The organism is Pseudomonas sp. CFBP 5748, from assembly GCF_053850495.1.
The window spans coordinates 199,306-224,813 of sequence record NZ_JBSPTN010000007.1; the positions used below are offsets into that span (position 1 = coordinate 199,306).

Genomic DNA, 25,508 nt, shown 5'->3' on the forward strand with positions numbered 1-25,508 from the left:
CCATGGCTGTCAGTAGCACACGCGCAAGCAGCAAGCCGTTGATCGAGAAACGTTCGATCGACTACATCCCGGAAGCGGAGAGGCATGGCCGATTGTTGAGCCAGTTCACCCTCTGGATGGGGGCCAACCTGCAAATCACGGCAATTGTCACGGGTGCATTGGCGGTGGTGCTTGGCGGTGATGTGTTCTGGTCGTTGATCGGTTTGCTGATCGGCCAACTGCTCGGCGGTGGCGTCATGGCGTTGCATGCCGCGCAAGGACCCAAGCTCGGCCTGCCGCAGATGATCTCCAGCCGGGTGCAGTTTGGTGTGTATGGCGCGGCCATTCCGATCGTGCTGGTGTGCCTGATGTACCTGGGTTTCACCGCAACAGGCACCGTGCTTTCCGGCCAGGCGCTGGGCCAGCTGTTTGGCGTCAGCGACAGTGTGGGCATCCTCATTTTCGCCAGTGTCATCGTGCTGGTCACGGTGCTCGGCTATCGGGTGATTCACTTCATTGGCCGTGTCGCCAGCATCATTGGTGTGATTGCCTTTGTTTACCTGTTCGCTCGCCTGATGAGCCAGACGGACGTCGGCGCACTCCTGCAAATCCGCCATTTCAGCTGGAGCAGCTTCCTGCTTGCGGTGTCGCTCGCGGCATCCTGGCAGATCGCTTTCGGCCCCTACGTGGCTGACTATTCGCGTTACCTGCCGAGCAAGACTTCCTCGGTGAAAACCTTTTTTGCCGCAGGCGCCGGTTCAGTTATCGGCGCACAAGTGGCGATGATCCTCGGCGTGTTTGCCGCCGCCTCGGCCAACGGGCAGTTCGCTGGGCACGAAGTGGCCTACATCGTTGGCCTGGGTGGTACCGGCGCCACCGCTGCGCTGCTGTACTTCAGCATCGCGTTCGGCAAGGTCACCATTTCCACGCTGAACTCCTACGGCAGCTTCATGTGCATTGCGACCATCATCAGCGGTTTCCGTGGCCACCTGAACGTAACGCGCTTGCAGCGTCTGGTCTTCGTGCTGGTCATTGTCGGTGCCGCGACCCTGATCGCGCTGCTCGGCCAGCACTCGTTCCTCGGTGCATTCAAGTCCTTCATTCTGTTCTTGCTGGCGTTCTTTACGCCTTGGAGCGCGATCAACCTGGTGGACTACTACTGCATCACTCGCGAGCGCTATGACGTGCCGGCACTGGCCGACCCGAACGGTCGCTACGGGCGTTGGAACGCCCTCGGTATCAGCGTCTATGTATTGGGTGTACTGGTTCAATTGCCGTTCATCGCCACCAAGTTCTATACCGGTCCGCTGGTGGAAGCGATGGGGGGCGTGGATATCTCCTGGATCATCGGCCTGGTGGTACCGGCGGGGCTGTATTACGTCGCCGCCAGAAAGTGGCATAGCGCCGTACCCGACCAATTGATCCTGCCGGTCGAGCAGGACGCGGTTGACGCACAACCGAGTAGGGCGGGCCGCATCCAAGCGGTCTGATGGGACGTTGACAGGGCTGGATGCCTCTTGACTGCCGTAAGCCAATTCAATGATTAGGAGCGTCACACAATGAAATCGAACAAGACCCTGCTGACCACATTGCTTTCCATGGGCCTGCTGGCCAGCGCCGGCGCCACGCAAGCGGCGGGTTGGTGCGAGTCGGGCAAACCGGTGAAGTTCGCCGGCCTGAACTGGGAAAGCGGCATGTTGCTGACCGACGTCCTGCAAGTGGTGCTGGAAAAAGGCTACGGCTGCAAGACCGACAGCCTGCCAGGCAACTCCATCACCATGGAGAACGCCCTGAGCAGCAACGACATCCAGGTATTTGCCGAAGAGTGGGTCGGCCGCAGTGAAGTCTGGAACAAGGCCGAGAAGGCCGGCAAAGTGGTTGGCGTCGGTGCGCCGGTGGTGGGTGCCATTGAAGGCTGGTACGTGCCGCGCTACGTGATCGAAGGTGATGCCAAACGCAAGCTCGAGCCTAAGGCGCCGGGCCTGAAGAACATCGCTGACCTGGGCCAGTACGCCGCCGTGTTCAAGGATCAGGAGGAGCCGTCCAAAGGCCGTTTCTATAACTGCCCGGCCGGTTGGACCTGCGAGCTGGACAACAGCGAAATGCTGAAAAGTTATGGCCTGGAAAAAACCTACACCAACTTCCGTCCTGGCACCGGCCCGGCCTTGGATGCGGCGGTGCTGTCGAGCTACAAGCGTGGCGAGCCGATCCTGTTCTACTACTGGTCGCCAACGCCGCTGATGGGCCAGGTGGACCTGGTGAAACTGGAAGAAAAACCGGGCGTGGATAAAAGCGTGAGTATCAAGGTCGGCCTGTCCAAGACCTTCCACGACGAAGCCCCGGAACTGGTGGCGGTGCTGGAAAAGGTCAACCTGCCCATCGATATCCTGAACCAGAACCTCGGCCGTATGGCCAAGGAGCGGATCGAGTCGCCGAAACTGGCGAAGATCTTCCTGAAGGAACATCCTGAAGTCTGGCACGCCTGGGTCAGTGAAGACGCGGCCAAGAAAATCGACGCGGCTCTGTAGGTCGAATACCCCGGCCAACCCTAGGGCTGGCCGGGACGTTCACTGCATCCATTTGATCGAGAGTCTCTTATGTTTCCCGAAAGCTTTACCTTCTCCATTGCCGACTGGGTCAACGGTTGGGTCGACTCCCTGGTGACCAACTATGGCGATGTGTTCCGGCACATCTCCGACACCTTGCTGTGGGCCATCGTCAACCTCGAAGGCCTGCTGCGCATGGCGCCCTGGTGGCTGATGCTGGCCATCGTCGGCGGCGTTGCCTGGCACGCCACCCGCAAAGTCGTGGCCACGGCAGTGATCGTCGGGCTGCTGTTTCTGGTGGGCGCGGTGGGCCTGTGGGACAAACTGATGCAGACCCTCGCCCTGATGCTGGTGGCGACGCTGATCTCGGTGTTGATCGGCATTCCGCTGGGCATCCTCTCGGCGCGCAGCAATCGCCTGCGTTCGGTGCTGATGCCGTTGCTGGACATCATGCAGACCATGCCGAGCTTCGTGTACCTGATTCCGGTGTTGATGCTGTTTGGCCTGGGCAAGGTCCCGGCGATTTTCGCCACGGTGATCTACGCCGCGCCGCCACTGATTCGCCTGACCGACCTGGGCATTCGCCAGGTAGACGGCGAAGTGATGGAAGCCATCAACGCCTTCGGCGCCAACCGCTGGCAGCAGCTGTTCGGCGTGCAACTGCCCCTGGCCCTGCCGAGCATCATGGCCGGGATCAACCAGACCACCATGATGGCCTTGTCGATGGTCGTCATCGCTTCGATGATCGGCGCCCGAGGCCTGGGTGAAGACGTACTGGTGGGCATCCAGACCCTCAACGTCGGACGCGGCCTGGAAGCCGGGCTGGCGATCGTGATTCTCGCCGTGGTCATCGACCGCATTACCCAGGCCTATGGTCGTCCTCGGCATGAGGTGAGCAAATGAACAACGCAACCGTCAGCAAAATCGAAGTCAAAAACGTCTTCAAGATTTTCGGCAATCGCTCCAAGGAAGCCCTGGAACTGATCCGCCAGAACAAGACCAAGGATCAGGTGCTGGCCGATACCGGTTGCGTCGTCGGTGTGAACGACCTGTCATTGAGCATCGGCACGGGGGAGATCTTCGTGATCATGGGCCTGTCGGGTTCCGGCAAGTCCACCCTGGTGCGGCACTTCAATCGACTGATCGATCCTACCAGCGGTGCGATCCTGGTGGACGGCGAAGACATCCTGCAACTGGACATGGACGCCCTGCGCGAATTTCGTCGGCACAAGATCAGCATGGTGTTCCAGAGCTTCGGCTTGTTGCCCCACAAGAGCGTGCTGGACAACGTCGCCTACGGTTTGAAAGTGCGCGGCGAGAGCAAGCAGGTCTGCGCCGAGCGCGCGTTGCACTGGATCAACACCGTGGGCCTGAAGGGCTACGAGAACAAATACCCGCACCAGCTCTCCGGCGGCATGCGCCAGCGCGTGGGCCTGGCCCGAGCCTTGGCGGCGGACACCGACATCATCCTGATGGACGAAGCCTTCAGTGCCCTCGACCCGCTGATCCGTGCGGAAATGCAGGACCAGTTGCTGGAGCTGCAAAAGACCCTGCACAAGACCATCGTGTTCATCACCCACGACCTCGACGAGGCCGTGCGCATCGGTAACCGCATCGCGATCCTCAAGGACGGCAAGCTGATTCAGGTCGGCACGCCCCGGGAGATCCTACACTCGCCAGCGGATGAGTATGTCGATCGGTTTGTGCAGCGGCGTGCGGCGGTGGTTTGAGGAATTTGTGGTGGCTGGGCTGGCCCCATCGCGAGCAAGCTCGCTCCCACATTGGAATGCGTACCCCTGTGGGAGCGAGCTTGCTCGCGATAGGGCCGGCAAAGCTGGATCAATGTTCAAGTTGTAAGCACGAGGTTGAAGATGTCCCAGGCTGAAAAAATCGTAATCGCCGACGCTCCGTTGCGTTGGCAGGATGTGGTCGCCGTCGCCCGTTTCGGCGCGCCCCTGGAACTGTCGACCCAGGCTTGGGCACGGATCGACAATGCCCAGGCCATTGTCCAGCGCATCGTCGAAAGCGGCGAGCGCGCCTATGGCGTCAACACCGGCCTGGGGGCCTTGTGCAATGTCTCGCTCAAGGACGAACAACTCAGCCAACTGTCACGCAACACCCTGCTCAGCCATGCCTGTGGCGTGGGCGCGCCGCTTTCCGATGAGCAGACCCGGGCGATTCTCTGTGCCGCCATCCTCAACTACAGCCACGGCAAATCCGGCATTCACCGCCGGGTGGTCGAAGCGTTGCTGGCGCTGCTCAATCGCGGCATCACGCCCCAGGTGCCGTCCCAGGGGTCGGTGGGCTACCTGACCCACATGGCCCACATCAGCATCGCGCTGCTGGGCGTTGGCAATGTCAGCTATCGCGGGCAAATCGTTTCGGCGCAACAGGCCCTGGCTGCAGAAGGTTTGCAACCGGTGCAACTGGGGGCCAAGGACGGTTTGTGCCTGGTCAACGGCACGCCGTGCATGACCGGTCTGAGCTGCCTGGCCCTGGCCGATGCGACGCGGTTGGTGCAATGGGCCGACGTGATCGGTGCCATGAGCTTCGAGGCCCTGCGCGGACAGATCGCGGCGTTCGATGCCGAGATCATCGCGCTCAAGCCGCACCCGGGCATGCAGCAGGTTGGGGTCAACTTGCGTACCCTGCTCGATGGCAGCGAAGTCATCGCCTCGAGCCTGGGCATTCGCACCCAGGACGCCTTGAGCATCCGTTCGATTCCCCAAGTACACGGTGCCGCTCGCGATCAGTTGGAGCATGCTCGCAAACAGATCGAAACCGAACTCAACGCCACCACCGATAACCCGTTGTTGCTGGGCACGCCGGAAAACTTCCGAGTGATGTCCCAGGCCAATCCCCATGGTCAGTCGGTGGCGCTGGCGGCTGATCTGCTGGCGATCGCCATGGCTGAGATCGGCTCCATCGCCGAGCGCCGTCTCGATCGTCTGATCAATCCCCACGTCAGTGGCCTGCCGGCTTTTTTGGTGGCCAATCCCGGGGTGAATTCGGGAATGATGATCGTGCAGTATGTCGCCGCTTCGCTGTGCGCGGAAAATCGCCAACTGGCGCAACCGGCGGTGCTCGACAACTTCGTCACTTCAGGGCTGCAAGAGGACCACTTGAGCATGGGCACCAACGCTGCCCTGAAGCTGCATCGCACGCTGGAAAACTGCACACAGATCCTCGCCATCGAATACCTGCTGGCGGCCCAAGCCTTTGAATTTCTCCAGACACAACGCTTCGGTGCCGGCACCGGCGTTGCCTGGAAACTGCTGCGCGAGCATGTCCCGGCCTACGACCAGGACCGCTGGCTGGCGCCGGACATCGCCAGCGCCGCCGCGCTGCTTAAAACCCCGAGCGTGCTGCACGACGCTTTACCGAATTTGAATTGATCAAAAAACCGCCAGCGTGCCAAGGCACCTATTGCCCATAAAGCATCGCCCAAAAAGCGAAGGTGACGGATAACGGAACATTCCGGAGCGATTGGCGGGTGAATAAAAACTCTCAAAAGGAGCATGAAATGAAAGCTTTGAACCTGATCCCCGGCCAACTGAGCCTGGCTCAATTGCGTGATATCTATCAGCAGCCTGTGACCTTGAGTCTCGACGCCAGCGCCTCGGCGCAGATCGAGGCCAGCGTCGCCTGCGTGGAACAGATCCTCGCCGAGAATCGCACCGCCTACGGTATCAACACCGGTTTCGGCCTGCTGGCCTCGACCCGCATCGCCAGTGAAGACCTGGAAAACCTGCAGCGCTCCCTGGTGCTGTCCCATGCCGCCGGTGTGGGCGAGCCGATCAGCGACGCGTTGGTTCGGCTGGTCATGGTGCTCAAGGTCAACAGCCTGAGCCGGGGTTTTTCCGGTATCCGCCGGCAAGTGATCGATGCGCTGATCGCGCTGATCAATGCCGAGGTCTATCCGCACATTCCGCTTAAAGGTTCGGTCGGCGCCTCTGGTGACCTGGCGCCGCTGGCCCACATGTCTCTGGTGTTGCTGGGCGAAGGCAAGGCCCGTTACAAAGGCGAATGGCTGCCGGCCGTCGAGGCATTGAAAGTGGCCGGTCTCGCGCCGCTGACCCTGGCCGCGAAGGAAGGCCTGGCGCTGCTCAATGGCACCCAGGTGTCCACCGCGTTTGCCCTGCGTGGCCTGTTTGAAGGCGAAGACCTGTTCGCCGGCGCCCTGGCCCTGGGCAGCCTCACCGTAGAAGCCGTGCTCGGTTCGCGTTCGCCGTTCGACGCGCGCATCCATGCCGCTCGCGGCCAGAAGGGCCAGATCGATGCCGCCGCCGCTTACCGTGATCTGCTGGGCGAGCGCAGCGAAGTCTCCGATTCGCACCAGAACTGCGACAAGGTTCAGGACCCGTATTCCCTGCGTTGCCAACCGCAAGTGATGGGTGCCTGCCTGACCCAGTTCCGCCAGGCCGCCGAGGTGTTGGTGATCGAGGCCAACGCGGTGTCGGATAACCCGTTGGTATTCGCCGCCGAGGGCGACGTGATTTCCGGTGGCAACTTCCACGCTGAACCGGTGGCAATGGCTGCCGACAACATGGCCCTGGCGATTGCCGAGATCGGCTCCCTGAGCGAGCGCCGTATTTCGTTGATGATGGACAAGCACATGTCGCAATTGCCGCCGTTCCTGGTGGCCAATGGCGGGGTGAACTCCGGCTTCATGATCGCCCAGGTCACCGCGGCCGCCCTGGCCAGCGAAAACAAGGCGCTGTCCCATCCCCATTCGGTGGACAGCCTGCCGACTTCGGCCAACCAGGAAGACCATGTGTCCATGGCCCCGGCCGCTGGCAAGCGCCTGTGGGAAATGGCTGAGAACACTCGTGGGATTTTGGCGGTGGAATGGCTGGCGGCTTGCCAGGGGTTGGACCTGCGCGGTGGTTTGAAGACCTCCGCGAAGCTGGAACAGGCCCGCGCGCTCTTGCGTTCAGACGTACCGTTTTATGAGAAGGATCGGTTCTTTGCGCCGGACATCAATGCGGCGAGCGAGTTGTTGGCGAGCCGTTGCCTGAATGAGCTGGTGATGGCGAAGTTGTTGCCGAGCCTGTAAGGGCCTCACCGCAAGCAGGCACACACGATGTTTGATCAGCCTCGATACCTGTGGGAGCGGGCTTGCTCGCGAAAGCGGAGGGTCAACTTGCATCAATGTCGAATGTGCCGCCGTCTTCGCGAGCAAGCCCGCTCCCACAGGTTCTGCGCAGTCCTTGTGGGAGCGAGCTTGCTCGCGATCCGATTCTGAATGAGACGAGGAGACTCGGGATGAAAACCCTCTGGCAAAACTGCCACGCCGCCACCATGGCCCAGGGCGTCTACTCGATCATCGAAGACGCCGCCATCGTTACCTTGGGCGAGCACATTCATTGGATCGGCCCGCGGGCCGAACTGCCGGCCGGTGACTATCCGGCGGTCAACGATCTCAGGGGCGCGTGGGTTACGCCGGGGCTGATCGACTGTCACACCCACACGGTGTTCGGCGGCAACCGCAGCGGTGAATTCGAGCAGCGCCTGCAAGGCGTCAGCTACGCCGAGATCGCCGCGGCTGGCGGTGGCATCGCCAGCACCGTGCGCGCCACCCGGGCCGCCAGTGAAGACGAGCTGTTCGCCAGCGCTGCCAAGCGCCTGCAAAGCCTGATGCGCGACGGCGTGACCACGGTGGAAATCAAGTCTGGCTACGGCCTGGACCTGGCGAGCGAACGCAAGATCCTGCGCGTCATCCGTCGCCTTGGCGCCGAACTGCCGGTCAGCGTACGCAGCACCTGTCTGGCGGCCCACGCCTTGCCACCGGAATACAAAGATCGCGCCGATGACTACATCGAGCATATCTGTAGCGAGATGCTGCCGGCCTTGGCGGCCGAGGGGCTGGTGGATGCGGTGGATGCCTTTTGCGAATACCTGGCGTTTTCCCCGGCGCAAGTCGAGCGGGTGTTTATCACTGCGCAACGGCTGGGGCTGCCGGTGAAGCTGCACGCCGAGCAATTGTCGTCCCTGCACGGCTCAAGCCTGGCGGCCCGTTACCAGGCGCTGTCGGCCGATCACCTGGAGTTCATGACCGAGGACGATGCCAAGGCCATGGCCGAGTCCGGGACGGTGGCCGTGTTGCTGCCAGGGGCGTTTTATTTCCTGCGCGAAACCCAGCTGCCGCCCATGGATGCCCTGCGCAAGCACGGCGTGAAGATCGCCGTGGCCAGCGACCTCAACCCCGGTACCTCGCCGGCGCTGTCGCTGCGCTTGATGTTGAACATGGCCTGCACGTGCTTTCGGATGACCCCGGAAGAAGCCTTGGCCGGGGCGACTATACATGCGGCCCAGGCCTTGGGCATGGCTGACACCCACGGTTCGCTGGAGGCCGGCAAAGTGGCGGATTTTGTCGCCTGGCACATCGACCGGCCGGCTGACCTGGCGTACTGGCTCGGTGGCGAACTGGAAAAACGCGTCGTGCGTCACGGCGTTGAAATCGATTGAGGAGAGCGGTTGTGGAGAAGGTCCTGAATTTCACGCAAGGGCGCGTGCCGCTGTTGATCAGCATGCCCCACGCCGGCCTGCGTCTCACCCCGGCAATACAGGCCGGGTTGATCCCTGAGGCCCAAAGCCTGCCGGACACCGACTGGCACATTCCCCGGCTCTACGAGTTCGCCGCTGAGTTGGGCGCCAGTACCTTGGCCGCTGAGTATTCTCGGTTCGTCATCGACCTGAACCGTCCTTCCGACGACAAGCCGATGTACGTCGGTGCCACCACCGGCTTGTACCCGGCGACGCTGTTTGATGGTGTACCGTTGTTTCGCGAAGGGCTGGAGCCATCCGCCGCAGAGCGGGCGACTTATCTGCAGCAGGTCTGGATGCCGTACCACCAGGCGTTGCAACAGGAATTGGCGCGGCTCAAGGCCGAATATGGCTATGCCTTGCTGTTCGACGCCCACTCGATCCGCTCGGTGATCCCGCACCTGTTCGACGGTAAGCTGCCGGACTTCAACCTCGGCACTTTCAACGGCGCCAGCTGCGATCCGACGTTGGCCAGCCAGCTCGAAGCTATCTGCGCCCGCCATGGCGAGTTCACCCATGTGCTCAACGGGCGCTTCAAGGGGGGACACATTACCCGGCACTACGGCAATCCGGCCGAGCACATCCACGCGGTGCAACTGGAACTGTGCCAGAGCACGTACATGGAAGAGTTCGAGCCGTTCAACTACCGTGCTGACCTGGCGGAGCCGACCCAGGTGGTGCTCAAGCAATTGCTTGAAGGCTTCCTGGCGTGGGGGCAAAAGACTTACAAGCGTTGATCCCTGGCGAGGCAGCTTTTTGTGGCGAGGGAGCTTGCTCCCGCTGGGCGGCGAAGCCGCCCTTGCTTTTTCAGTTGCTACGCAACCGAGCGGGAGCAAGCTCCCTCGCCACAAGAGCATTCATGCTTCTCAACCTGTCGCCACCGTGCAAAACCGAGTCGCCACAGTTCACTTTCAGCTCCTCGGCGCTGCGTAATGTTCCGGTCACGGTGCAACAAGACACCGACCTACAATAATCCGCTGCCGCACGAGACCTTCCCGATGAAAAGACTGTTCAAACGCTGTCTGTCGATCCTCTGCGGTACCGCCCTCTTGAGCACCGGGGCGATAGCCGCCGAGCCGGCGTCCTGCCAGACCGTGCGCATGGGCGTGGTCAACTGGACCGACGTGATTGCCACCAGCGGCATGGCCGACGTGTTGCTTACGGGCTTGGGTTACGACAGCAAGCAGACCAGCGCTGTACAGCAGATCATCTTCGCCGGTATCCGCGACAAGCGGCTCGATATCTTCCTGGGCTACTGGAAGCCGGCGATGGACAAGAACATCGCCCCGTTCCTGGCGGCCAATCAGGTGACGGTGTTGGACAAGCCGAGCCTGGCCGACGCCCAAGCCACGCTGGCGGTGCCGGACTACGTGGCGGCGGCGGGGCTCAAGACGTTTGCCGACATCGCCCGGTTCAAGGACCAGCTCGGCGGCAAGATCTACGGCATCGAGCCGGGCAGTGGGGCCAACACCACCATCAAGACCATGATTGAAACCAATCACTTCGGCCTCAAGGACTTCAAACTGATCGAGTCCGGCGAGGCGGGGATGCTGGCCGCGGTACAGCGGGCGGTGAATCGCAAGGAGTTCGTGGTGTTCGTTGGCTGGACCCCGCACCCGATGAACATCAACATGAACATCACCTACCTGACCGGCAGCGAAGACGTCTACGGCTCGAACGAAGGCGCCGCAACTGTTTCCACCGTGACCGCGCCGGACTATGCCCAGCGTTGCCCGAACGTGAATCGGCTGCTGGAAAACCTCACCTTCACCGCCGCCCAGGAAAGCCAGTTGATGGTGCCGATCATGGAGCGCAAGACGCCTCAGGACGTCGCCCGCCAATGGCTGCGTGATCATCCTGAAGATCTTCAGCGCTGGCTGGCCGGGGTGACCAGTTTTGATGGCAAGGATGGCGTGGCGGCGGTGCAGGCCAGTCTGAAAAATTGACCTGCCTATTTTTGTGGCGGGTGATTTATCTGTGGGAGCAAGGCTTGCCCGCGATGGCGATGCGTCAGTCGACATAAATATTGGATGTGCCACCGCTATCGCGGGCAAGCCTTGCTCCCACAGAGATTCTGAGCACCAATGGTCAGTGTTTGTCCTGCTTTTTTATCGGGTGGTGTTCTTCATGGCCTCATATCCACTCTCTGAGCAGATGTCAGCCTTCATCGACAAAACCCTGAGCTTCAACACCCCGGACGCCAGCCTCGTCGGCTCGCGCCAGGCCTACAGCCAAATGTGCCGGGCGTTCACGCCGCCGTGCCCGGAGGTGCTGGCGGTCGAGGATTTCCAGTTGGCCGGCGTGGCCGTACGCGCCTATCACTCCCGGATCACAGCGCCGCCCGAAGGCTGGCCGTGCATCCTCTACCTGCATGGAGGCGGTTGGGTGGTGGGGGATCTGGACTCCCACGATTTCATCTGCATGGAGCTGGCCGCCACCCTCGGCGCGTTGGTGGTGGCGGTGGATTATCGGCTGGCCCCGGAACATCCGTTTCCGGCGGCTTTCGAAGATTGCCTCGCGGTGTGGCGTCATCTGGCGGCAGCCCCTTTTGCCATTGATCCTCACCGCCGACTGGTCGTGGGCGACAGCGCCGGGGGTAACCTCGCGGCTGCGTTATGCCTGGCCTTGCGCGACGCCGGGCAAGTGTTGCCCCGGGCTCAGGTGCTGATTTATCCCGCCCTCGGTGGCCCGGCGCATTTGCCTTCGCGGCACGAATGTGCCGATGCACCGCTGCTGAGCAGCAGCGATCTGGAGCGTTATCAGGCGCTCTACCTGAGCGGCGCTCAACTGTCTTCCCTCGCCATGCCGTTGCTCGCCGATGACCTGGGCGGCTTGCCGCCGGCGCTGATCATCGTGGCGCAATGGGACCCGCTGCGCGACGATGGCGTCCTTTATAGCGAGCGGCTGAACGCCGCAGGCGTGGACGCTGTGCTGTATGTCGGGGGAGGGTTGGTCCATGGCTGTTTGCGTGGCCGGGGCCAGGTGCCAGAGGTCGATCAGATGTATCGCACGCTGCTGGCGTACCTGACTGACACGCTTTGACTGCGCAGGGGACATGCTCATTAAGGTAATTCGGGTTTATGATGCCGGACGGCAGACTAAATAGAAGTCCCTACAGGGATGACTCGACCCCTTACGGAGCGCTCAATGCAGACTTTGTACCCGCAGATCAAACCCCATGCCCGGCACGATCTGGCTGTCGATGACACCCACACGCTCTATGTCGATGAAAGCGGTTCCCCCGAAGGCCTGCCAGTGGTGTTCATCCACGGCGGCCCGGGTGCGGGTTGCGATGCGCAGAGCCGCCGCTACTTCGATCCGAACCTCTATCGCATTGTTACCTTCGATCAGCGCGGCTGCGGTCGTTCTACGCCCCATGCCAGCCTGGAAAACAACACCACCTGGGATCTGGTCGAAGACCTGGAGCGCATCCGTAAGCACCTGGGCATCGAAAAATGGGTGCTGTTTGGCGGTTCCTGGGGCTCGACCCTGGCCCTGGCCTACGCCCAGACCCATCCGGAGCGGGTGCACGGTCTGATTCTGCGTGGGATCTTTCTCTGCCGTCCGCAGGAAATCGAGTGGTTCTATCAGGCTGGCGCCAGTCGTCTGTTTCCCGATTACTGGCAGGACTACATCGCACCGATCCCGCTGGACGAGCGCGAAGACTTGCTCAGCGCCTTCCACAAGCGCCTGACCGGCAACGACCAGATCGCCCAGATGCACGCGGCCAAGGCCTGGTCCACCTGGGAAGGTCGTACCGCGACCCTGCGCCCGAATCCGCTGGTGGTCGATCGCTTCTCCGAACCGCAGCGCGCGCTGTCGATTGCCCGGATCGAATGCCACTACTTCACCAACAACGCTTTCCTGGAGCCCAACCAGCTGATTCGCGACATGGGCAAGATCGCCCATTTGCCGGGTGTCATCGTGCACGGCCGCTACGACGTGATCTGCCCGCTGGACAATGCCTGGGAGTTGCATCAGAACTGGCCTAACAGCGAATTGCAGGTGATTCGCGACGCCGGCCACGCCGCTTCGGAGCCGGGCATCACCGATGCGCTGGTGCGCGCCGCAGCGCAAATGGCCCGGCGCCTGCTGGATCTGCCGCCCGAAGAAGCATGAAAGGTTTGTTGCAACGGGTTCGCGGCGCCCGGGTCGAAGTCGCCGGCGAGATCGTTGGCGCCGTGGACCAGGGCTTGCTGGTGCTGGTGGCGGTCGAGCCCGAGGACACCCGGGCCAGCGCTGACAGACTCCTGCATAAACTGCTTAACTATCGGGTATTCAGTGACGCCGACGGCAAGATGAACCTGTCCCTGGCAGACGTCGGCGGCGGTTTGCTGCTGGTGTCGCAGTTCACCCTGGCGGCAGACACCAAAAGCGGTTTGCGCCCGAGCTTTTCGACGGCCGCTCCTGCGGCGCTGGGAGAAGAGTTGTTCAACTATCTGCTCAGCCAAGCGAAACAGGTGCATGGCACTGTGGCATCAGGTAGATTCGGCGCCGACATGCAGGTGCATCTGGTCAACGACGGCCCGGTAACCTTTCTGTTACAGGCCTGAAAGTGTTTGAAACACCTTTTCGGTCCTGTTTCGAGGCTAAACAGGGAGTTTTCTCGATAAATACTTTGCTATCCCTGATGCGTTGTCACGCGGCCTACTAGATAATCGCGCGCTACGGGGGATCAGCGTTCGCTGGTCCATTTGACTTAGGTAGAGACTTGTCCTGATCCATTTGGGGAATCATTTTGCCCCATAGGAGTCGGAACAATGCTCGCCAACTTGGCAAGAGTGGTCCGCAGGGTCGGTTTTTCAATGCCGATACCAGGCAGATACTTTATCTGGCCGTTGGTTTTTTGATCTGTTTTCGGCGAGGGTTGCTCGTGATTGTTAGTCCCTGTAATGCACAAAAAATGTCTGCCAAACGGTTTAGAAACGCTCTGGTAGCGGGCTCGGCCCTGTTGTGCCTGTTCGGCGCGGGCCAACTGTGGGCATTCAGCCTGGATGATGTATCGGCGAAGGCTCAAGAACTGGCCGGGCAAAAATTTGAAGCCCCGCGCAGCAATCTGCCGAACGAATTCCGCGAAATGAAATTCGCTGACTATCAAAAAATCCGTTTCCGCACCGAAAAAGCCGAATGGGCCGACCAGAAGACCCCGTTCAGGCTGTCCTTCTATCATCAGGGGATGCATTTCGACACCCCGGTGAAAATCAACGAAATCACCGCGACGACCGTCGAAGAGATCAAGTACGACCCGTCGCGCTTCGATTTCGGTGACGTGAAGTTCGATCCCAAGGCCACCGAGCAGTTGGGTTACGCGGGTTTCCGCGTGTTGTACCCGATCAACAAGGCTGACAAGCAAGACGAAATCATGACCATGCTGGGCGCGAGCTACTTCCGCGTCATCGGCAAGGGGCAGACTTACGGTTTGTCCGCTCGCGGCATGGCCATCGACACCGCGCTGCCGTCTGGCGAGGAGTTCCCGCGTTTTCGCGAGTTCTGGATCCAACGTCCGAAACCGACCGACAAGCACCTGGTGATCTTCGCCTTGCTGGATTCGCCACGGGCCACTGGCGCCTATCGCCTGACCGTGCGTCCGGGTACCGATACCATCGTTGACGTGAAGTCGCGCATGTTCCTGCGTGATCGCGTGACCAAGCTGGGCGTTGCCCCGCTGACTAGCATGTTCCTGTTCGGCGCCAACCAGCCGTCCAAAGTGCTGAACTACCGTCGCGAACTGCACGACTCCAGCGGCCTGTCGATCCATGCTGGCAACGGCGAGTGGATCTGGCGTCCGTTGAACAACCCGAAACACCTGGCCGTGAGCAACTTCTCGGTAGAAAACCCACGTGGTTTCGGCCTGCTGCAACGTGGTCGTGACTTCAGCCACTACGAAGACCTCGACGACCGCTACGAAAAACGCCCAAGCGCCTGGATCGAACCGAAAGGCGATTGGGGCAAGGGCTCTGTCGATCTGGTGGAAATTCCGACCGCCGACGAGACCAACGACAACATCGTAGCGTTCTGGAGCCCGGAAAAACTGCCGGAGCCAGGCCAGCCGCTGGACTTCTCCTACCGTCTGCACTGGACCCTCGACGAAGCCAACCTGCATTCGCCGGACAGCGCCTGGGTCAAGCAGACCCTGCGTTCCACCGGTGACGTGAAGCAATCCAACCTGATCCGCCAGCCGGACGGCAGCGTGGCCTACCTGGTGGATTTCGAAGGTCCTTCCCTGCAAGCCCTGCCTGAAAACGCCGATGTGCGCAGCCAGGTGAGCGTCGGCGACAACGCCGAGATCGTCGAGAACAGTGTGCGCTACAACCCTGAAACCAAGGGCTGGCGCCTGACGCTGCGGATGAAGATCAAAGACCCGAGCAAGGCGACCGAAATGCGCGCTGCGCTGGTCCGTCCGCTTGTTCCGGTCGAGGAGCCTGGCGCGTCGCATTCGGTGACCACCCTGGCCAAGGCCGACAAGATCGCCAAGCAGCAGAACGAGAAAGCGAAAGAAAAAGAGCAAGCAATAGAGAACGAAAAAGAAGCCAAGGCCGTCAAGGCGGCGTCCGCCGCTGTGGACGCGACCCCAACCCCGCAGGAACCGGAACAGACTGAACAAGTCCTGACCGAGACCTGGAGCTATCAGTTGCCTGCCGATGAGTAATACTCCCGTACAGCCAGAGTCTCTCAGCGAGTATCTGGCACATTTGCCAATGACCGACGAGCAGCGCGCCGAACTGGCGGGCTGCAAGTCCTTCAGCGAACTGCACGCACGCCTGTCGTCTTCGACCTTTGACGCACCTGCCGAGGCGGCACAAGCCTCGGTAGGCCGTCGCCTGACCCTGAGCACCGCTGAGGAACTCCAGGACGCCGAGATGCTGGCAGTCGATGCCAGCGGTCGCGTGTGCCTGAAGGCGACACCGCCGATTCGTCGGACCAAAGTCGTGCCGGAGCCGTGGCGTACCAATATCCTGGTGCGTGGCTGGCGGCGCCTGACCGGTCGCACCAATCCGCCGAAGCCGCCCAAGGATGAGCGGGTATTGCCCCATGCGCGCTGGCGCACCGTGGGTTCGACCCGCCGCTATATCCTGCTGATATTGATGCTCGGCCAGACCATCGTCGCCGGCTGGTACATGAAAGGCATCATGCCGTACCAGGGTTGGTCGTTCGTGGACCTGGAAGAAGTCCTGCACCAACCGCTGTTGCAGACCGCCACGCAAGTGCTGCCCTATGCGCTGCAAACCAGCATCCTGATTCTGTTCGGGATTCTGTTCTGCTGGGTGTCGGCCGGTTTCTGGACGGCGCTGATGGGCTTCCTCGAGTTGCTCACCGGCCACGACAAATACCGGATCTCCGGTGCCAGTGCCGGCAACGAGCCGATTCCCAAGGACGCCCGCACCGCGCTGGTGATGCCGATCTGTAACGAAGACGTGCCGCGGGTGTTTGCCGGTTTGCGCGCGACCTTCGAGTCGGTGGCCGCCACCGGTGACCTGGATCGCTTCGACTTCTTCGTGCTCAGCGACAGTAACGAAAGCGATATCTGCGTGGCCGAGCAACAGGCCTGGCTGGATGTCTGTCGTGAAGCCGGGGGCTTCGGCAAGATCTTCTATCGCCGCCGTCGCCGTCGCGTGAAGCGCAAGAGCGGCAACCTCGACGACTTCTGCCGTCGCTGGGGCAGCGAATACAAGTACATGGTCGTGCTCGACGCCGACAGCGTCATGAGCGGTACGTGCCTGACCAGTCTGGTGCGCCTGATGGAAGCCACGCCGGACGCTGGCATCATCCAGACCGCTCCACGTGCCTCGGGCATGGACACGCTGTATGCACGCATGCAGCAGTTCGCCACGCGGGTGTACGGTCCGTTGTTCACCGCTGGCCTGCACTTCTGGCAGTTGGGTGAGTCCCACTACTGGGGCCACAACGCGATCATCCGCATGAAGCCGTTCATCGAGCACTGCGCCCTGGCGCCGTTGCCCGGCAAAGGCGCGTTCGCCGGTGCGATCCTGTCCCACGATTTCGTCGAAGCTGCGCTGATGCGTCGTGCCGGCTGGGGCGTGTGGATTGCCTATGACCTGCCGGGCAGCTACGAAGAACTGCCGCCGAACCTGTTGGACGAGCTCAAGCGCGACCGTCGCTGGTGCCACGGCAACCTGATGAACTTCCGGCTGTTCCTGGTCAAGGGCATGCACCCGGTGCATCGTGCGGTGTTCCTGACCGGCGTGATGTCCTACCTGTCGGCACCCCTGTGGTTCTTCTTCCTGGTGCTGTCCACTGCGCTGCTGGCGGTGAACACGCTGATGGAGCCGCAGTACTTCCTCGAGCCGCGTCAGCTTTATCCGTTGTGGCCACAATGGCACCCGGAAAAAGCCATCGCCCTGTTCTCGACCACTATCGTGCTGCTGTTCCTGCCCAAGTTGCTGAGTATCGTGCTGATCTGGGCCAAGGGTGCGAAGGAGTTCGGTGGCAAGTTCAAGGTGACGCTGTCGATGCTGCTGGAGATGCTGTTCTCCATGCTGCTGGCGCCGGTGCGGATGATTTTCCACACCCGTTTCGTGCTCGCCGCTTTCCTGGGCTGGGCGGCAACCTGGAACTCGCCGCAACGTGACGACGACTCCACGCCGTGGAGCGAAGCGCTCAAGCGCCACGGTCCGCAGACTCTGCTGGGCTTTTTCTGGGCCTTGCTGGTGATCTGGCTGAACCCGAGCTTCTTGTGGTGGCTGGTGCCGATCGTTGGTTCCTTGATGCTGTCGATCCCGGTATCGGTGATTTCCAGCCGCGTGGGCCTGGGCTTGAAGTCCCGTGATGAAAGCCTGTTCCTGATCCCCGAGGAATACGCACCGCCGCAGGAACTGCTGTCGACGGACCAGTACACCCATGAAAATCGTTGGCACGCGCTGAACGACGGTTTCATCCGGGCGGTGGTCGATCCACAACAAAACGCCTTGGCGTATGCGCTGGCAACCTCACGGCACGGCCAGGCCGAGCCGATTGAATGGCTGCGGGTCGAGCGCGTTCGTCACGCGCTGAAGGCCGGTCCGGCCGGGTTGAGCAACAGCGAGCGATTGGCGCTGCTGAGCGACCCGGTGGCCTTGTCCCGCCTGCATGAGCAAGTCTGGAGCGAGGCTCATCCCGAGTGGCTGGCGGCGTGGCGCGAATCGGTCAAGGCCGATCCCCATGCACCGCTGCTACCGCTTCAGCCGGTGAGCGCACAGCCTCAAGTGGCCTGATACGCAAAAAGCCCCGCTTCTGAAAGGAAGCGGGGCTTTTTGTTGGGTGCATTTTATCTGTGGCACCGCATTGACTGTGGACCCCCGCGACACAATCACTTGGCTTTAGTCACGCATAACCGCCAGGACATAAATGTGCAGACGCCCCAGGCATGAGCATTCCGTCGACGTGGCGTAAAGGAATGAAGGGGGATCGGATGAAAATATCCAGGCGCTGACTTTCGCTCTCGTTGCTCAGGGGCATGTCCGCTGAGAAGCATTAGCTTCGTCGTATATCAATGGCCTCTGGTACCCGCGATTCGGGGGCAACCTCTCTAGCACTATACCCGTTCAAACTCCTCACTGAGAGAGGCACAGGTTCAACGGCTAAGCTAGAAACGCTTGGTCTAGGTCGGAATGACACGTCGGTGATGGGGGGAGCAGACGGCCGCCCCTTTCGAGCTACTTTATGTAGGGTCGAAGCCGCAGCGCTGAGAGTGCTAAAGGTAGAAATCGCCAGGAAACCGGTGAAGAGTTTGTCATAGAGTGATGCTTCGAAAGCGTAGGCATCATAGCGGTTCAAAGCCACATAAGCCCCTGCCGCAATAAAACCGGAAATTCTGCTAGCTATTTTAGTCACACGTCCGAATGTACGATTTCCGACTCCGGGGATCCACGTTACTGCTCGTTGGGGGATGAAAGGAACTGCGTAGGCGCCGATAATCTCCAAGAGCGCGTTAGCAAACCATCCATGTACATTCCATTTTCCTGTGGGATCCCTACGATTGACGGGATCCCCCCCACAATATGCATAGCTATTCAGGCCGCCTTCTCCAAATGGGCTCAAGCTATCGGGCCGGTTGAAACGCATGAGCACTGGGTTGAAGGCCCGGTGTCCGTTTCCCAGCAAATAGTGGCCGGTAGTCGAGTCAGCACGTTCTCCGTTGAAGCCCGTAAGGCTGGCAAAGCTCCCTGCCACAGAACGATGGCCATACGGGGTATAGACCGATCTCGCATCGAATGCCTGCAGCACCGAGCGTTGTTTATCGGTGATCAATAAGGCCGTACGTGGGATACGCCCGTTATGGCGTTCTGCAAGCAATTCGTCCTGGTATTGAAAAATCCGGTAACTAACGCCGCCTTCGATCTCCGTCACCAGAACGTCCTTTTGATAGAAGCGTCTCTGATGGGGTTGCCCTGCAGGCGTGCGGCCAACCAGGCGGTCAAGTGCATCGTAGCGATAGGCTATTAAGGCGCGATCAGATGAGCTGGGCATCACCACTTCCCCGCAGTTGGAGCATTGATCCCACATTTACCGTACTGAAAGCGGATGTCAACCTAGCAGAACTGTTAGGTTTGAGCGTTATCTCCCGGTACGGAAACTATCAAGTATTAATACATCGTAATGTTACGGAGTAGGTGGCGGGAGAAAGTTATGGCACTAAATAAACTTATCAAGTGGCATGTTTGAAGTGATAAACATCTGAAAGATAAAGAAACAATAAACTTAAAGTATCGACTTTATGGGTTGTCAGGAATGGGGTAGCCGTATTAAAGATGGACAATGGCGTTGGAGTGAAAGCGAGGGGGGGTAGAAATATTCAGATAGACTAAGTCCTGCTTGTGAGCTTTACAGAGCGAATTCGGGTCGCTAAAGTTCGGCCGGCAAGTTTGGGTGTTGTCTCTTGAAAGGGTTGTAGCGCTGAATGAAATTTTTACCTGGCCATAAAAATAATAACCTGACAGAGCTGGAAGTTTTTGGCTTGTCTGCAAAGTACAATCTTGCAGATGGACATAGTTATATTTCGGCGAAGGAGCATTTTGGTTCGGTGTTGTCCGAGTTACCCGAGTTATGGGGCTCCGCGGTTGAGATGCCGATTCCGGAGATGGAGGTTTTATTTAAAAACAAGTTTGCCGAGTACTTTGCCCTGGACGGGTTGAGAAGACACTCGCACTTCTCCGTTTGTCCCACTGCGTCTAACAGTATCGACATCGTCGGAGCGTGGGCAAGATCAAAGAATTACAAGGTTGGGCTCGTGGAGCCGACGTTTGATAACCTAGCCCAGTTACTACGGCGCAGAGAAGTCGCCCTCGAGGCCATTCCCGAAAAAGTCGTTGTCGATCCGGCGCTGCTGGAGGATCTTGTTCGGGATAGGCGCCTTGATGCGCTATTCCTGGTTAACCCGAATAATCCAACAGGGGTCGCACTTGATGCGATCGCGATGTCGAATGTTATCGACTTGTGTCATCGACACGATGTGATCTTGATCCTCGATACTTCTTTCCGGTTCTGCCACCAGACCAACATAGACGAATATGCGCTCCTCAGCGATAAGGGGGTGTCATTTATAGTCTTGGAGGATACCGGTAAGCAATGGCCGACACTCGACACCAAGGCCAGCCTGCTTTCCTACAGCGAGGATCTGGCGGCTGACATACGGAACATCTACGAAGAGATTTACTTGTGCTGCTCTAATTTTTCATTAAGAGTGATTGTTGCATTTATCGACGAGACCCTGAAGAAAGGGGGGCTTTCGTATATGCATTCCATCGTCATGAAAAATATCGAAATCGCCCGCTCGGAATTAGAAAACTCCCTGGTTGCCATTGAAACAGTCGGGCCAAGTTCAATAATGACTGTCATGTGGCTCAATATTGAAAAAACAGGTCTGTCGGATCTTGAACTGACTGATTATCTCGCTAAATGTGACGTGGCGGTCTTGCCGGGGAGATATTTTTATTGGAACAGTCATCAGGTTGCGGGACACAACCGTATCAGGATCGCCCTAATGAAACCTGATGGACAGTTCCTTTCTTCAATTTTGCGATTAAAACAAGCGTTAATAGAGCTTGCTTTAATTTCCGCGTGCAAAAACAAATGCCTGGCGGAGGTGCTCTAATGAGAAAGGTTCTGGTGACAGGTGACTTTGATGTTGGAGGACATTTATTTCCAGATGATGTGGAAGTTGTTCATATTCGATGCCCCGTTGATGAACAGCAGATCATGGATGTCTTGCCCTACGTGCATGACTATATTTTGGGAGGGCCGGAGTATCTATCCTCTCATCTAATGGAGGTCGCCGTTCGGCTAGAGAACGTGGTTGTGATGGGAACCAGTATCTCCAGCTTCGTGGACATGGAGTGCGCTACGAAAAAAGGTATTAAATTAGCCAATACACCCAGTATGAACGTTCAGGCAGTGACAGAGTTTACGTTGGCAATGATCACTGTTTCCTTGGCAAAAGTATTTGAGAGTGTTGAGAATGTCAAAGAGGGGGCCGGCTGGATACAGACACCTAGGCTATCATTGTCGAAATTGAGAGTAGGTTTTGTTGGAATGGGGGCGATTGCCAGTGAGATGGCACATCAACTCCATCTACGCGAATGTACAACCATGTACTACTGGTCTAGAAGCAGGAGGGTCGGGCTGGAGACGTCGTTGGGGTTACGATATGCAACCTTGGTCGAGATGGTTAACACCGTTGATATTTTATGTATTCATCTCAAAGGTTGCGCTGAAACGTACAATCTTATCGATGAATTTATATTGGCGGGCGCGTCAACAAAACTGAAAATACTGAATATGTCCAATCCGAAGATAATCTGTCCGGCTGCACTTAAAAAATATCTTCAGAATAATGCAGATGCGTTTTGTTTTATAGACGGCTATTACAATGAATGGGTTGATAATAAAGGCCAGCATAGTGATCCGTATGGCTTACTCTCCTTGCCCGCCAAAAATCTAGTAGTAACATCACATTTGGCAGGGCAGGAACAAGAGGTCGTAAACAGTATTTTTATGCAGGCCAAGCGAACTCTTGAACTTGCTATTGAACGCTGAGAGACCGTCGAATGTCGGGGGCAACTCTTCATGTCTAACTTATTATTTAGCCACTAACAGTGTAAACATTAGCAGGGTGTGCGCAATTATTTAATAATTTGTCTGTTGTTTGTTTGTAAAACTCGTCCCAGTGAGTTTTATCGCGTCAGTTCTCAAAGGCCAAACCACGTCAGTTTTCGTAACGGCACCGCTAAGGGGTGCCGTACACAAAGTAAATATATTGAAACGTTTGAATCTCAAGGGATTACAGCATGCGGAGAGTAGTGCGAATGAATAAAATTCCAGAATCAATATTATTGCGAGAGCCTATTTCCAAAGGCGTTGATAGAACGTGGGAAATATATAAAATCCACTTCCAGGGTAAAACAAAATTTCAGGATATGCTGATAGCCGACACGGCCCATGGCGTTACTTTATTTTGTAATAATGAGCGACAAAGCTCTGAGTTAAGTCAATTGGCCTACCATGAAGGGCAAGTGATGCCGGCTCTCTTGAGTATGCCGACTCTGCCGAAAACTGCTCTGGTCATTGGCTCCTCCGAAGGCGTGGCTGTAAAAATACTGCAAGACGCCGGCGTGGAGCATGTAACACATGTTGATATTGATGAAGAGTGTATGGTGGCCTGTGGCGAATTTTTACCATACGGCTATACAAGCGAAGAAATAATAAAATACACGAGCGCCGGTAGCGATGATGCTTTGAAAATTATATTTGCGGATGGTAAAGAATACATAAGAAGCTTGCTCGATAAAACCACGCGGTATGATCTCATCGTAATGGATATTCCGGATGAGGGGCCTGAAACGGAGTCTCTTTATAACGAGCCGTTTTGGCATGAAGTGAAGTCGCTACTTACGCCCAGTGGCGCCTTTATTACGCAAGCAGGAAACTCAAGTTTGTGGCGATATAAGACCCTTAAAAAATCCTATGACAGAATGAAGAAAGTATTCCACCATGTGACGTATTTCGAAGTGGATGAGCAGGATTGGGTTTGGCTGGTAGGGCATGTAGGGGATGTGGAGCTATCCATCGAACAGATGCAAACGAAGTTGATCGAAAGTAAATATAATCCTCAGCACATTGATGCGGTATCACTTTCAAGATCGGTAATTGCTCCTAAGGTAATACGTACGCCGTGTTGAACGTATGGATGTGATCTGAGCAAACACAGCGATGGCGTTAATTCGCATCAGTGATCCCATTGTGAACGCCCCAAAGTAATGATTACTCACCCATTTTATAATCGATGTCGAAACTTAAAAAAGGTGAGTAATCAATAAGTGGTCTGATGTATCAGAGTTCGTTGCGATTATCAGGTTTTGAACCTAAATCCTGAGCGAAGCGGAGTAGGTAACCGTCGGGGTCTAAAACAAGAAAATTACTCTCGCCATGCAGTTGCTTGTTTTCCTTGTACCAAGCTTCTTCTACTGGTTTACGTAGTTCATGTCCCGAGGTTACTAAGGCCTTTGCCAGCGCTTTGACATCCGGACAATCAATTGAGAGATTCATCCCTCGCCCGTAGGGTTGTTGTAGAGGTTCTACTCGCCAAGGTGATTTGTGGAAATAATCTTGCTCCAGCATGAGTTGGCTCCCATGATACGAAATGAATGCAAAGCCATTTTTCGGCCTTTCGTACTCAATTTGGAATCCAATAATTTTGCAATAAAATTTTAAACTTACCTTAATGTCAGATACGATCATCTCGGGTACAAGCTTATTAAAATCAACCATGGAATTCTCTTCCTCCTTGAAGATGTTATGTGTGCTAAAGCATCATCAGTATGACGCCTTGTTCTGAGAAAACCAATTTATTTTTCAGATGCTTTAACTCGTTCTTGGTCTTGTTTGTATTTAGTTAGTGATGTTTTTGTATCTAATTATGAAGGAGGCATCTGTTGGCTTTTTTTCATGAGTCGATGTGGGTTAGAATTTTAAATTGCGTATGTCGAGAGTTAACAAATAAACGTAACTTTAAATGACAGGGGACATCCAATGAACAAATTTCATTCCTCAGAAATCATCCAAGGTTCGCAGTTGGAAAGTGTCCGCTTGACGGCGATAAAAAAGCTGGCGCAACAAGCATTTAAACCAAGAACCGATAATTATAACCTTCAAGGTGACGCTCTCGAGTCATGGTCAAAAAACGCAGACTCAATGGGGCGATTTTTAAGCCAGGAACGCGCTGAGATAAAAAAATTCCAACTCGCGAAAATTCGAAGCTTGGTTGACAACGCGTACAAAAACGTCCCGTTTTATCGGGAACTGTATGGTGCCTGCGGTTATGAGGAGGGCGGGATCTCCAGCTTTTCGGATTTTGAGCAGCTCCCGATAGTCAACAAAGGCCTCCTTAGCAGTTTTGATGCTCGTATGATTGTAAATGATCCGGAGGCTCTTGAACTCGCTAATACCTCTCGAACATCCGGCTCAAGCGGAAAGCCCTTCACCATTTATAGTGATGACGACGATATCGTTCTAGATCATTTACAAGTGATGCGTTTTTACAATTCGTGCTTGCAGCGCCCACTCCAAAAGCATGACTGGATTTATATGCTTCATCACTCCGGATTGGCGTTTTCGTCGCTTCATGGAATGTATAGAACCTTTCAGCTTCCTGATCTGCTTCCCAGCACACCCTTGGGTGAACACTTGATGCTCCTGCGCCCCAAGCTGCTTGTGACACTGCCAAGCTACTTGCCGTTAATACTTAAGCATAAGGCTGAAGTAAAAATGAGTGGCGTTGAAGCCATTTTAACTAATTCAGAAAGCAGTACACAGTTGGAGCGAAGCTACTACTCACAAGCCCTGGGCCTTCCTGTATTTGACGAATACAGTTCTGAAGAGGTCGGTTTGATAGCGACACAATGTGCTCATGGTCAATATCACGCTATTGAAGACGGCGTTTACTTGGAAGTTGTGAACGCTGATGTACGGGGTTACGGTAACGTTGTCTGCACAGATCTAAATAATGAATTGATGCCGTTGATTCGATTTGATCACGGAGATGTCGCCAGGCAGAAATTAGAGCCTGAGCGGTGTGCGTGCGGTAGTGATTGTACGACGTTATACGAAATAAATGGGAGGCGTGATGATGCCTTTCGTACGCGTGAATATCACTTGGTGCCTAGCGCATCTATTCTCGCCGCGGTGGATGATATTTTGGTCACACCTGACAGAACGTTGGAAGCATTTCGGTTAACCCAAAAAAGCGCGGAAACAATAGAACTGATGACTCGTTACGTTGGCGCGCCACACAAAAAAATGGAAGAAATTTTATTGCAGTTGAAAGAGCGACTCTCTTGTTTGTTTGGTTATTCAATCGAGCTCTTACACCGGGAAGTTGATGCTCTGCCAGAGCAGAAATCGTATAAGCGGAGAAGTATTGTCAGAGAGTGGGAGTTGAATTAG

At 57.2% G+C, this 25,508-nt stretch carries 20 protein-coding genes; 18 read left to right on the plus strand and 2 right to left on the minus strand.

The window, feature by feature from the left end; translation table 11 throughout:
• Nucleotides 1-2: 2 nt before the first annotated feature.
• The 14 genes from ACWNZ1_RS18020 (at nucleotide 3) to mdoH (ending at nucleotide 18,283) form a co-directional block, all read left to right on the plus strand.
• Nucleotides 3-1,469, plus strand: a complete 1,467-nt coding sequence (locus tag ACWNZ1_RS18020; protein ID WP_265072607.1) for a purine-cytosine permease family protein — start codon at nucleotides 3-5, stop codon at nucleotides 1,467-1,469.
• A 69-nt stretch (nucleotides 1,470-1,538) separates the two neighbouring features.
• The gene (locus tag ACWNZ1_RS18025) at nucleotides 1,539-2,507 is read left to right on the plus strand and encodes an ABC transporter substrate-binding protein (RefSeq protein WP_135843263.1); all 969 of its coding nucleotides are present in this window, start codon (nucleotides 1,539-1,541) and stop codon (nucleotides 2,505-2,507) included.
• Nucleotides 2,508-2,576: 69 nt separating this feature from the next.
• Entirely contained in the window at nucleotides 2,577-3,428 is an 852-nt protein-coding gene (locus ACWNZ1_RS18030) for an ABC transporter permease (protein WP_109752006.1), read from the plus strand.
• A complete protein-coding gene (locus ACWNZ1_RS18035; RefSeq protein WP_135843264.1) occupies nucleotides 3,425-4,255 on the plus strand; it encodes a quaternary amine ABC transporter ATP-binding protein in 831 nt (276 codons plus the stop codon). The genes ACWNZ1_RS18030 and ACWNZ1_RS18035 overlap by 4 nt, the downstream gene beginning before the upstream one ends.
• A gap of 141 nt (nucleotides 4,256-4,396) precedes the next feature.
• Nucleotides 4,397-5,920, plus strand: coding sequence for a histidine ammonia-lyase (hutH, locus tag ACWNZ1_RS18040; RefSeq protein WP_256454092.1), 1,524 nt, complete (start codon nucleotides 4,397-4,399; stop codon nucleotides 5,918-5,920).
• Nucleotides 5,921-6,048: 128 nt separating this feature from the next.
• On the plus strand, nucleotides 6,049-7,581 hold the full coding sequence (gene hutH / locus ACWNZ1_RS18045; protein ID WP_265072608.1) for a histidine ammonia-lyase: 1,533 nt from the start codon (nucleotides 6,049-6,051) through the stop codon (nucleotides 7,579-7,581).
• Between the two features lie 209 nt (nucleotides 7,582-7,790).
• A complete protein-coding gene (gene hutI, locus ACWNZ1_RS18050; RefSeq protein ID WP_135843267.1) occupies nucleotides 7,791-8,993 on the plus strand; it encodes an imidazolonepropionase in 1,203 nt (400 codons plus the stop codon).
• Between the two features lie 11 nt (nucleotides 8,994-9,004).
• Nucleotides 9,005-9,808 carry an N-formylglutamate deformylase gene (gene hutG, locus ACWNZ1_RS18055; RefSeq protein ID WP_456027785.1) on the plus strand — a complete coding sequence of 268 codons (804 nt, stop codon included), beginning with the start codon at nucleotides 9,005-9,007 and terminating at the stop codon, nucleotides 9,806-9,808.
• Between the two features lie 261 nt (nucleotides 9,809-10,069).
• Nucleotides 10,070-11,017 (plus strand): choline ABC transporter substrate-binding protein, encoded by a 948-nt coding sequence (locus ACWNZ1_RS18060; protein ID WP_456027786.1) that lies wholly within the window; start codon nucleotides 10,070-10,072, stop codon nucleotides 11,015-11,017.
• Nucleotides 11,018-11,198: 181 nt separating this feature from the next.
• Complete coding sequence (locus ACWNZ1_RS18065; RefSeq protein WP_456027787.1) at nucleotides 11,199-12,113, plus strand: alpha/beta hydrolase; 915 nt, start codon at nucleotides 11,199-11,201, stop codon at nucleotides 12,111-12,113.
• Nucleotides 12,114-12,218: 105 nt separating this feature from the next.
• A complete protein-coding gene (pip, locus tag ACWNZ1_RS18070) occupies nucleotides 12,219-13,190 on the plus strand; it encodes a prolyl aminopeptidase (protein WP_135843271.1) in 972 nt (323 codons plus the stop codon).
• Nucleotides 13,187-13,624, plus strand: a complete 438-nt coding sequence (gene dtd / locus ACWNZ1_RS18075; RefSeq protein WP_135843272.1) for a D-aminoacyl-tRNA deacylase — start codon at nucleotides 13,187-13,189, stop codon at nucleotides 13,622-13,624. The genes pip and dtd overlap by 4 nt, the downstream gene beginning before the upstream one ends.
• A 320-nt stretch (nucleotides 13,625-13,944) precedes the next feature.
• Nucleotides 13,945-15,720, plus strand: coding sequence for a glucan biosynthesis protein G (locus ACWNZ1_RS18080; protein WP_135843273.1), 1,776 nt, complete (start codon nucleotides 13,945-13,947; stop codon nucleotides 15,718-15,720).
• A complete protein-coding gene (mdoH, locus tag ACWNZ1_RS18085; protein ID WP_135843274.1) occupies nucleotides 15,713-18,283 on the plus strand; it encodes a glucans biosynthesis glucosyltransferase MdoH in 2,571 nt (856 codons plus the stop codon). The genes ACWNZ1_RS18080 and mdoH overlap by 8 nt, the downstream gene beginning before the upstream one ends.
• Nucleotides 18,284-18,542: 259 nt before the next feature.
• Here the strand turns inward: mdoH and ACWNZ1_RS18090 are convergent, their stop codons facing one another.
• Nucleotides 18,543-19,538 carry an RHS repeat-associated core domain-containing protein gene (locus tag ACWNZ1_RS18090; RefSeq protein WP_135843275.1) on the minus strand — a complete coding sequence of 332 codons (996 nt, stop codon included), beginning with the start codon at nucleotides 19,536-19,538 and terminating at the stop codon, nucleotides 18,543-18,545.
• 430 nt (nucleotides 19,539-19,968) lie between these two features.
• Here ACWNZ1_RS18090 and ACWNZ1_RS18095 point away from each other — a divergent pair, with 430 nt between their 5' ends.
• The 3 genes from ACWNZ1_RS18095 (at nucleotide 19,969) to ACWNZ1_RS18105 (ending at nucleotide 23,245) form a co-directional block, all read left to right on the plus strand.
• Entirely contained in the window at nucleotides 19,969-21,162 is a 1,194-nt protein-coding gene (locus ACWNZ1_RS18095) for an aminotransferase class I/II-fold pyridoxal phosphate-dependent enzyme (protein ID WP_256454096.1), read from the plus strand.
• Nucleotides 21,162-22,103 carry an NAD(P)-dependent oxidoreductase gene (locus ACWNZ1_RS18100; RefSeq protein WP_256454097.1) on the plus strand — a complete coding sequence of 314 codons (942 nt, stop codon included), beginning with the start codon at nucleotides 21,162-21,164 and terminating at the stop codon, nucleotides 22,101-22,103. Before ACWNZ1_RS18095 ends, ACWNZ1_RS18100 begins: the two co-directional genes overlap by 1 nt.
• A gap of 269 nt (nucleotides 22,104-22,372) precedes the next feature.
• On the plus strand, nucleotides 22,373-23,245 hold the full coding sequence (locus tag ACWNZ1_RS18105) for a spermidine synthase (protein ID WP_135843278.1): 873 nt from the start codon (nucleotides 22,373-22,375) through the stop codon (nucleotides 23,243-23,245).
• A 151-nt stretch (nucleotides 23,246-23,396) separates the two neighbouring features.
• On the opposite strand, the gene ACWNZ1_RS18110 is transcribed toward ACWNZ1_RS18105, so the two are convergent.
• A complete protein-coding gene (locus ACWNZ1_RS18110) occupies nucleotides 23,397-23,834 on the minus strand; it encodes a bleomycin resistance protein (RefSeq protein ID WP_135843279.1) in 438 nt (145 codons plus the stop codon).
• A gap of 261 nt (nucleotides 23,835-24,095) precedes the next feature.
• On the opposite strand from ACWNZ1_RS18110, the gene ACWNZ1_RS18115 reads away from it, so the two are divergent.
• The gene (locus ACWNZ1_RS18115) at nucleotides 24,096-25,508 is read left to right on the plus strand and encodes a phenylacetate--CoA ligase family protein (RefSeq protein ID WP_256454098.1); all 1,413 of its coding nucleotides are present in this window, start codon (nucleotides 24,096-24,098) and stop codon (nucleotides 25,506-25,508) included.

Coding starts and splice junctions, on each gene's coding strand:
- ACWNZ1_RS18090 (WP_135843275.1), bottom strand. CDS start 19,538: ATGCCCAGCTCATCTGATCGCGCCTTAATAGCCTATCGCTACGATGCA.
- ACWNZ1_RS18020 (WP_265072607.1), top strand. CDS start 3: ATGGCTGTCAGTAGCACACGCGCAAGCAGCAAGCCGTTGATCGAGAAA.
- ACWNZ1_RS18110 (WP_135843279.1), bottom strand. CDS start 23,834: ATGGTTGATTTTAATAAGCTTGTACCCGAGATGATCGTATCTGACATT.
- pip (WP_135843271.1), top strand. CDS start 12,219: ATGCAGACTTTGTACCCGCAGATCAAACCCCATGCCCGGCACGATCTG.
- ACWNZ1_RS18105 (WP_135843278.1), top strand. CDS start 22,373: ATGAATAAAATTCCAGAATCAATATTATTGCGAGAGCCTATTTCCAAA.
- ACWNZ1_RS18100 (WP_256454097.1), top strand. CDS start 21,162: ATGAGAAAGGTTCTGGTGACAGGTGACTTTGATGTTGGAGGACATTTA.
- ACWNZ1_RS18060 (WP_456027786.1), top strand. CDS start 10,070: ATGAAAAGACTGTTCAAACGCTGTCTGTCGATCCTCTGCGGTACCGCC.
- mdoH (WP_135843274.1), top strand. CDS start 15,713: ATGAGTAATACTCCCGTACAGCCAGAGTCTCTCAGCGAGTATCTGGCA.
- dtd (WP_135843272.1), top strand. CDS start 13,187: ATGAAAGGTTTGTTGCAACGGGTTCGCGGCGCCCGGGTCGAAGTCGCC.
- ACWNZ1_RS18065 (WP_456027787.1), top strand. CDS start 11,199: ATGGCCTCATATCCACTCTCTGAGCAGATGTCAGCCTTCATCGACAAA.
- ACWNZ1_RS18115 (WP_256454098.1), top strand. CDS start 24,096: ATGAACAAATTTCATTCCTCAGAAATCATCCAAGGTTCGCAGTTGGAA.
- ACWNZ1_RS18035 (WP_135843264.1), top strand. CDS start 3,425: ATGAACAACGCAACCGTCAGCAAAATCGAAGTCAAAAACGTCTTCAAG.
- ACWNZ1_RS18030 (WP_109752006.1), top strand. CDS start 2,577: ATGTTTCCCGAAAGCTTTACCTTCTCCATTGCCGACTGGGTCAACGGT.
- hutI (WP_135843267.1), top strand. CDS start 7,791: ATGAAAACCCTCTGGCAAAACTGCCACGCCGCCACCATGGCCCAGGGC.
- hutH (WP_265072608.1), top strand. CDS start 6,049: ATGAAAGCTTTGAACCTGATCCCCGGCCAACTGAGCCTGGCTCAATTG.
- hutH (WP_256454092.1), top strand. CDS start 4,397: ATGTCCCAGGCTGAAAAAATCGTAATCGCCGACGCTCCGTTGCGTTGG.
- ACWNZ1_RS18095 (WP_256454096.1), top strand. CDS start 19,969: ATGAAATTTTTACCTGGCCATAAAAATAATAACCTGACAGAGCTGGAA.
- ACWNZ1_RS18025 (WP_135843263.1), top strand. CDS start 1,539: ATGAAATCGAACAAGACCCTGCTGACCACATTGCTTTCCATGGGCCTG.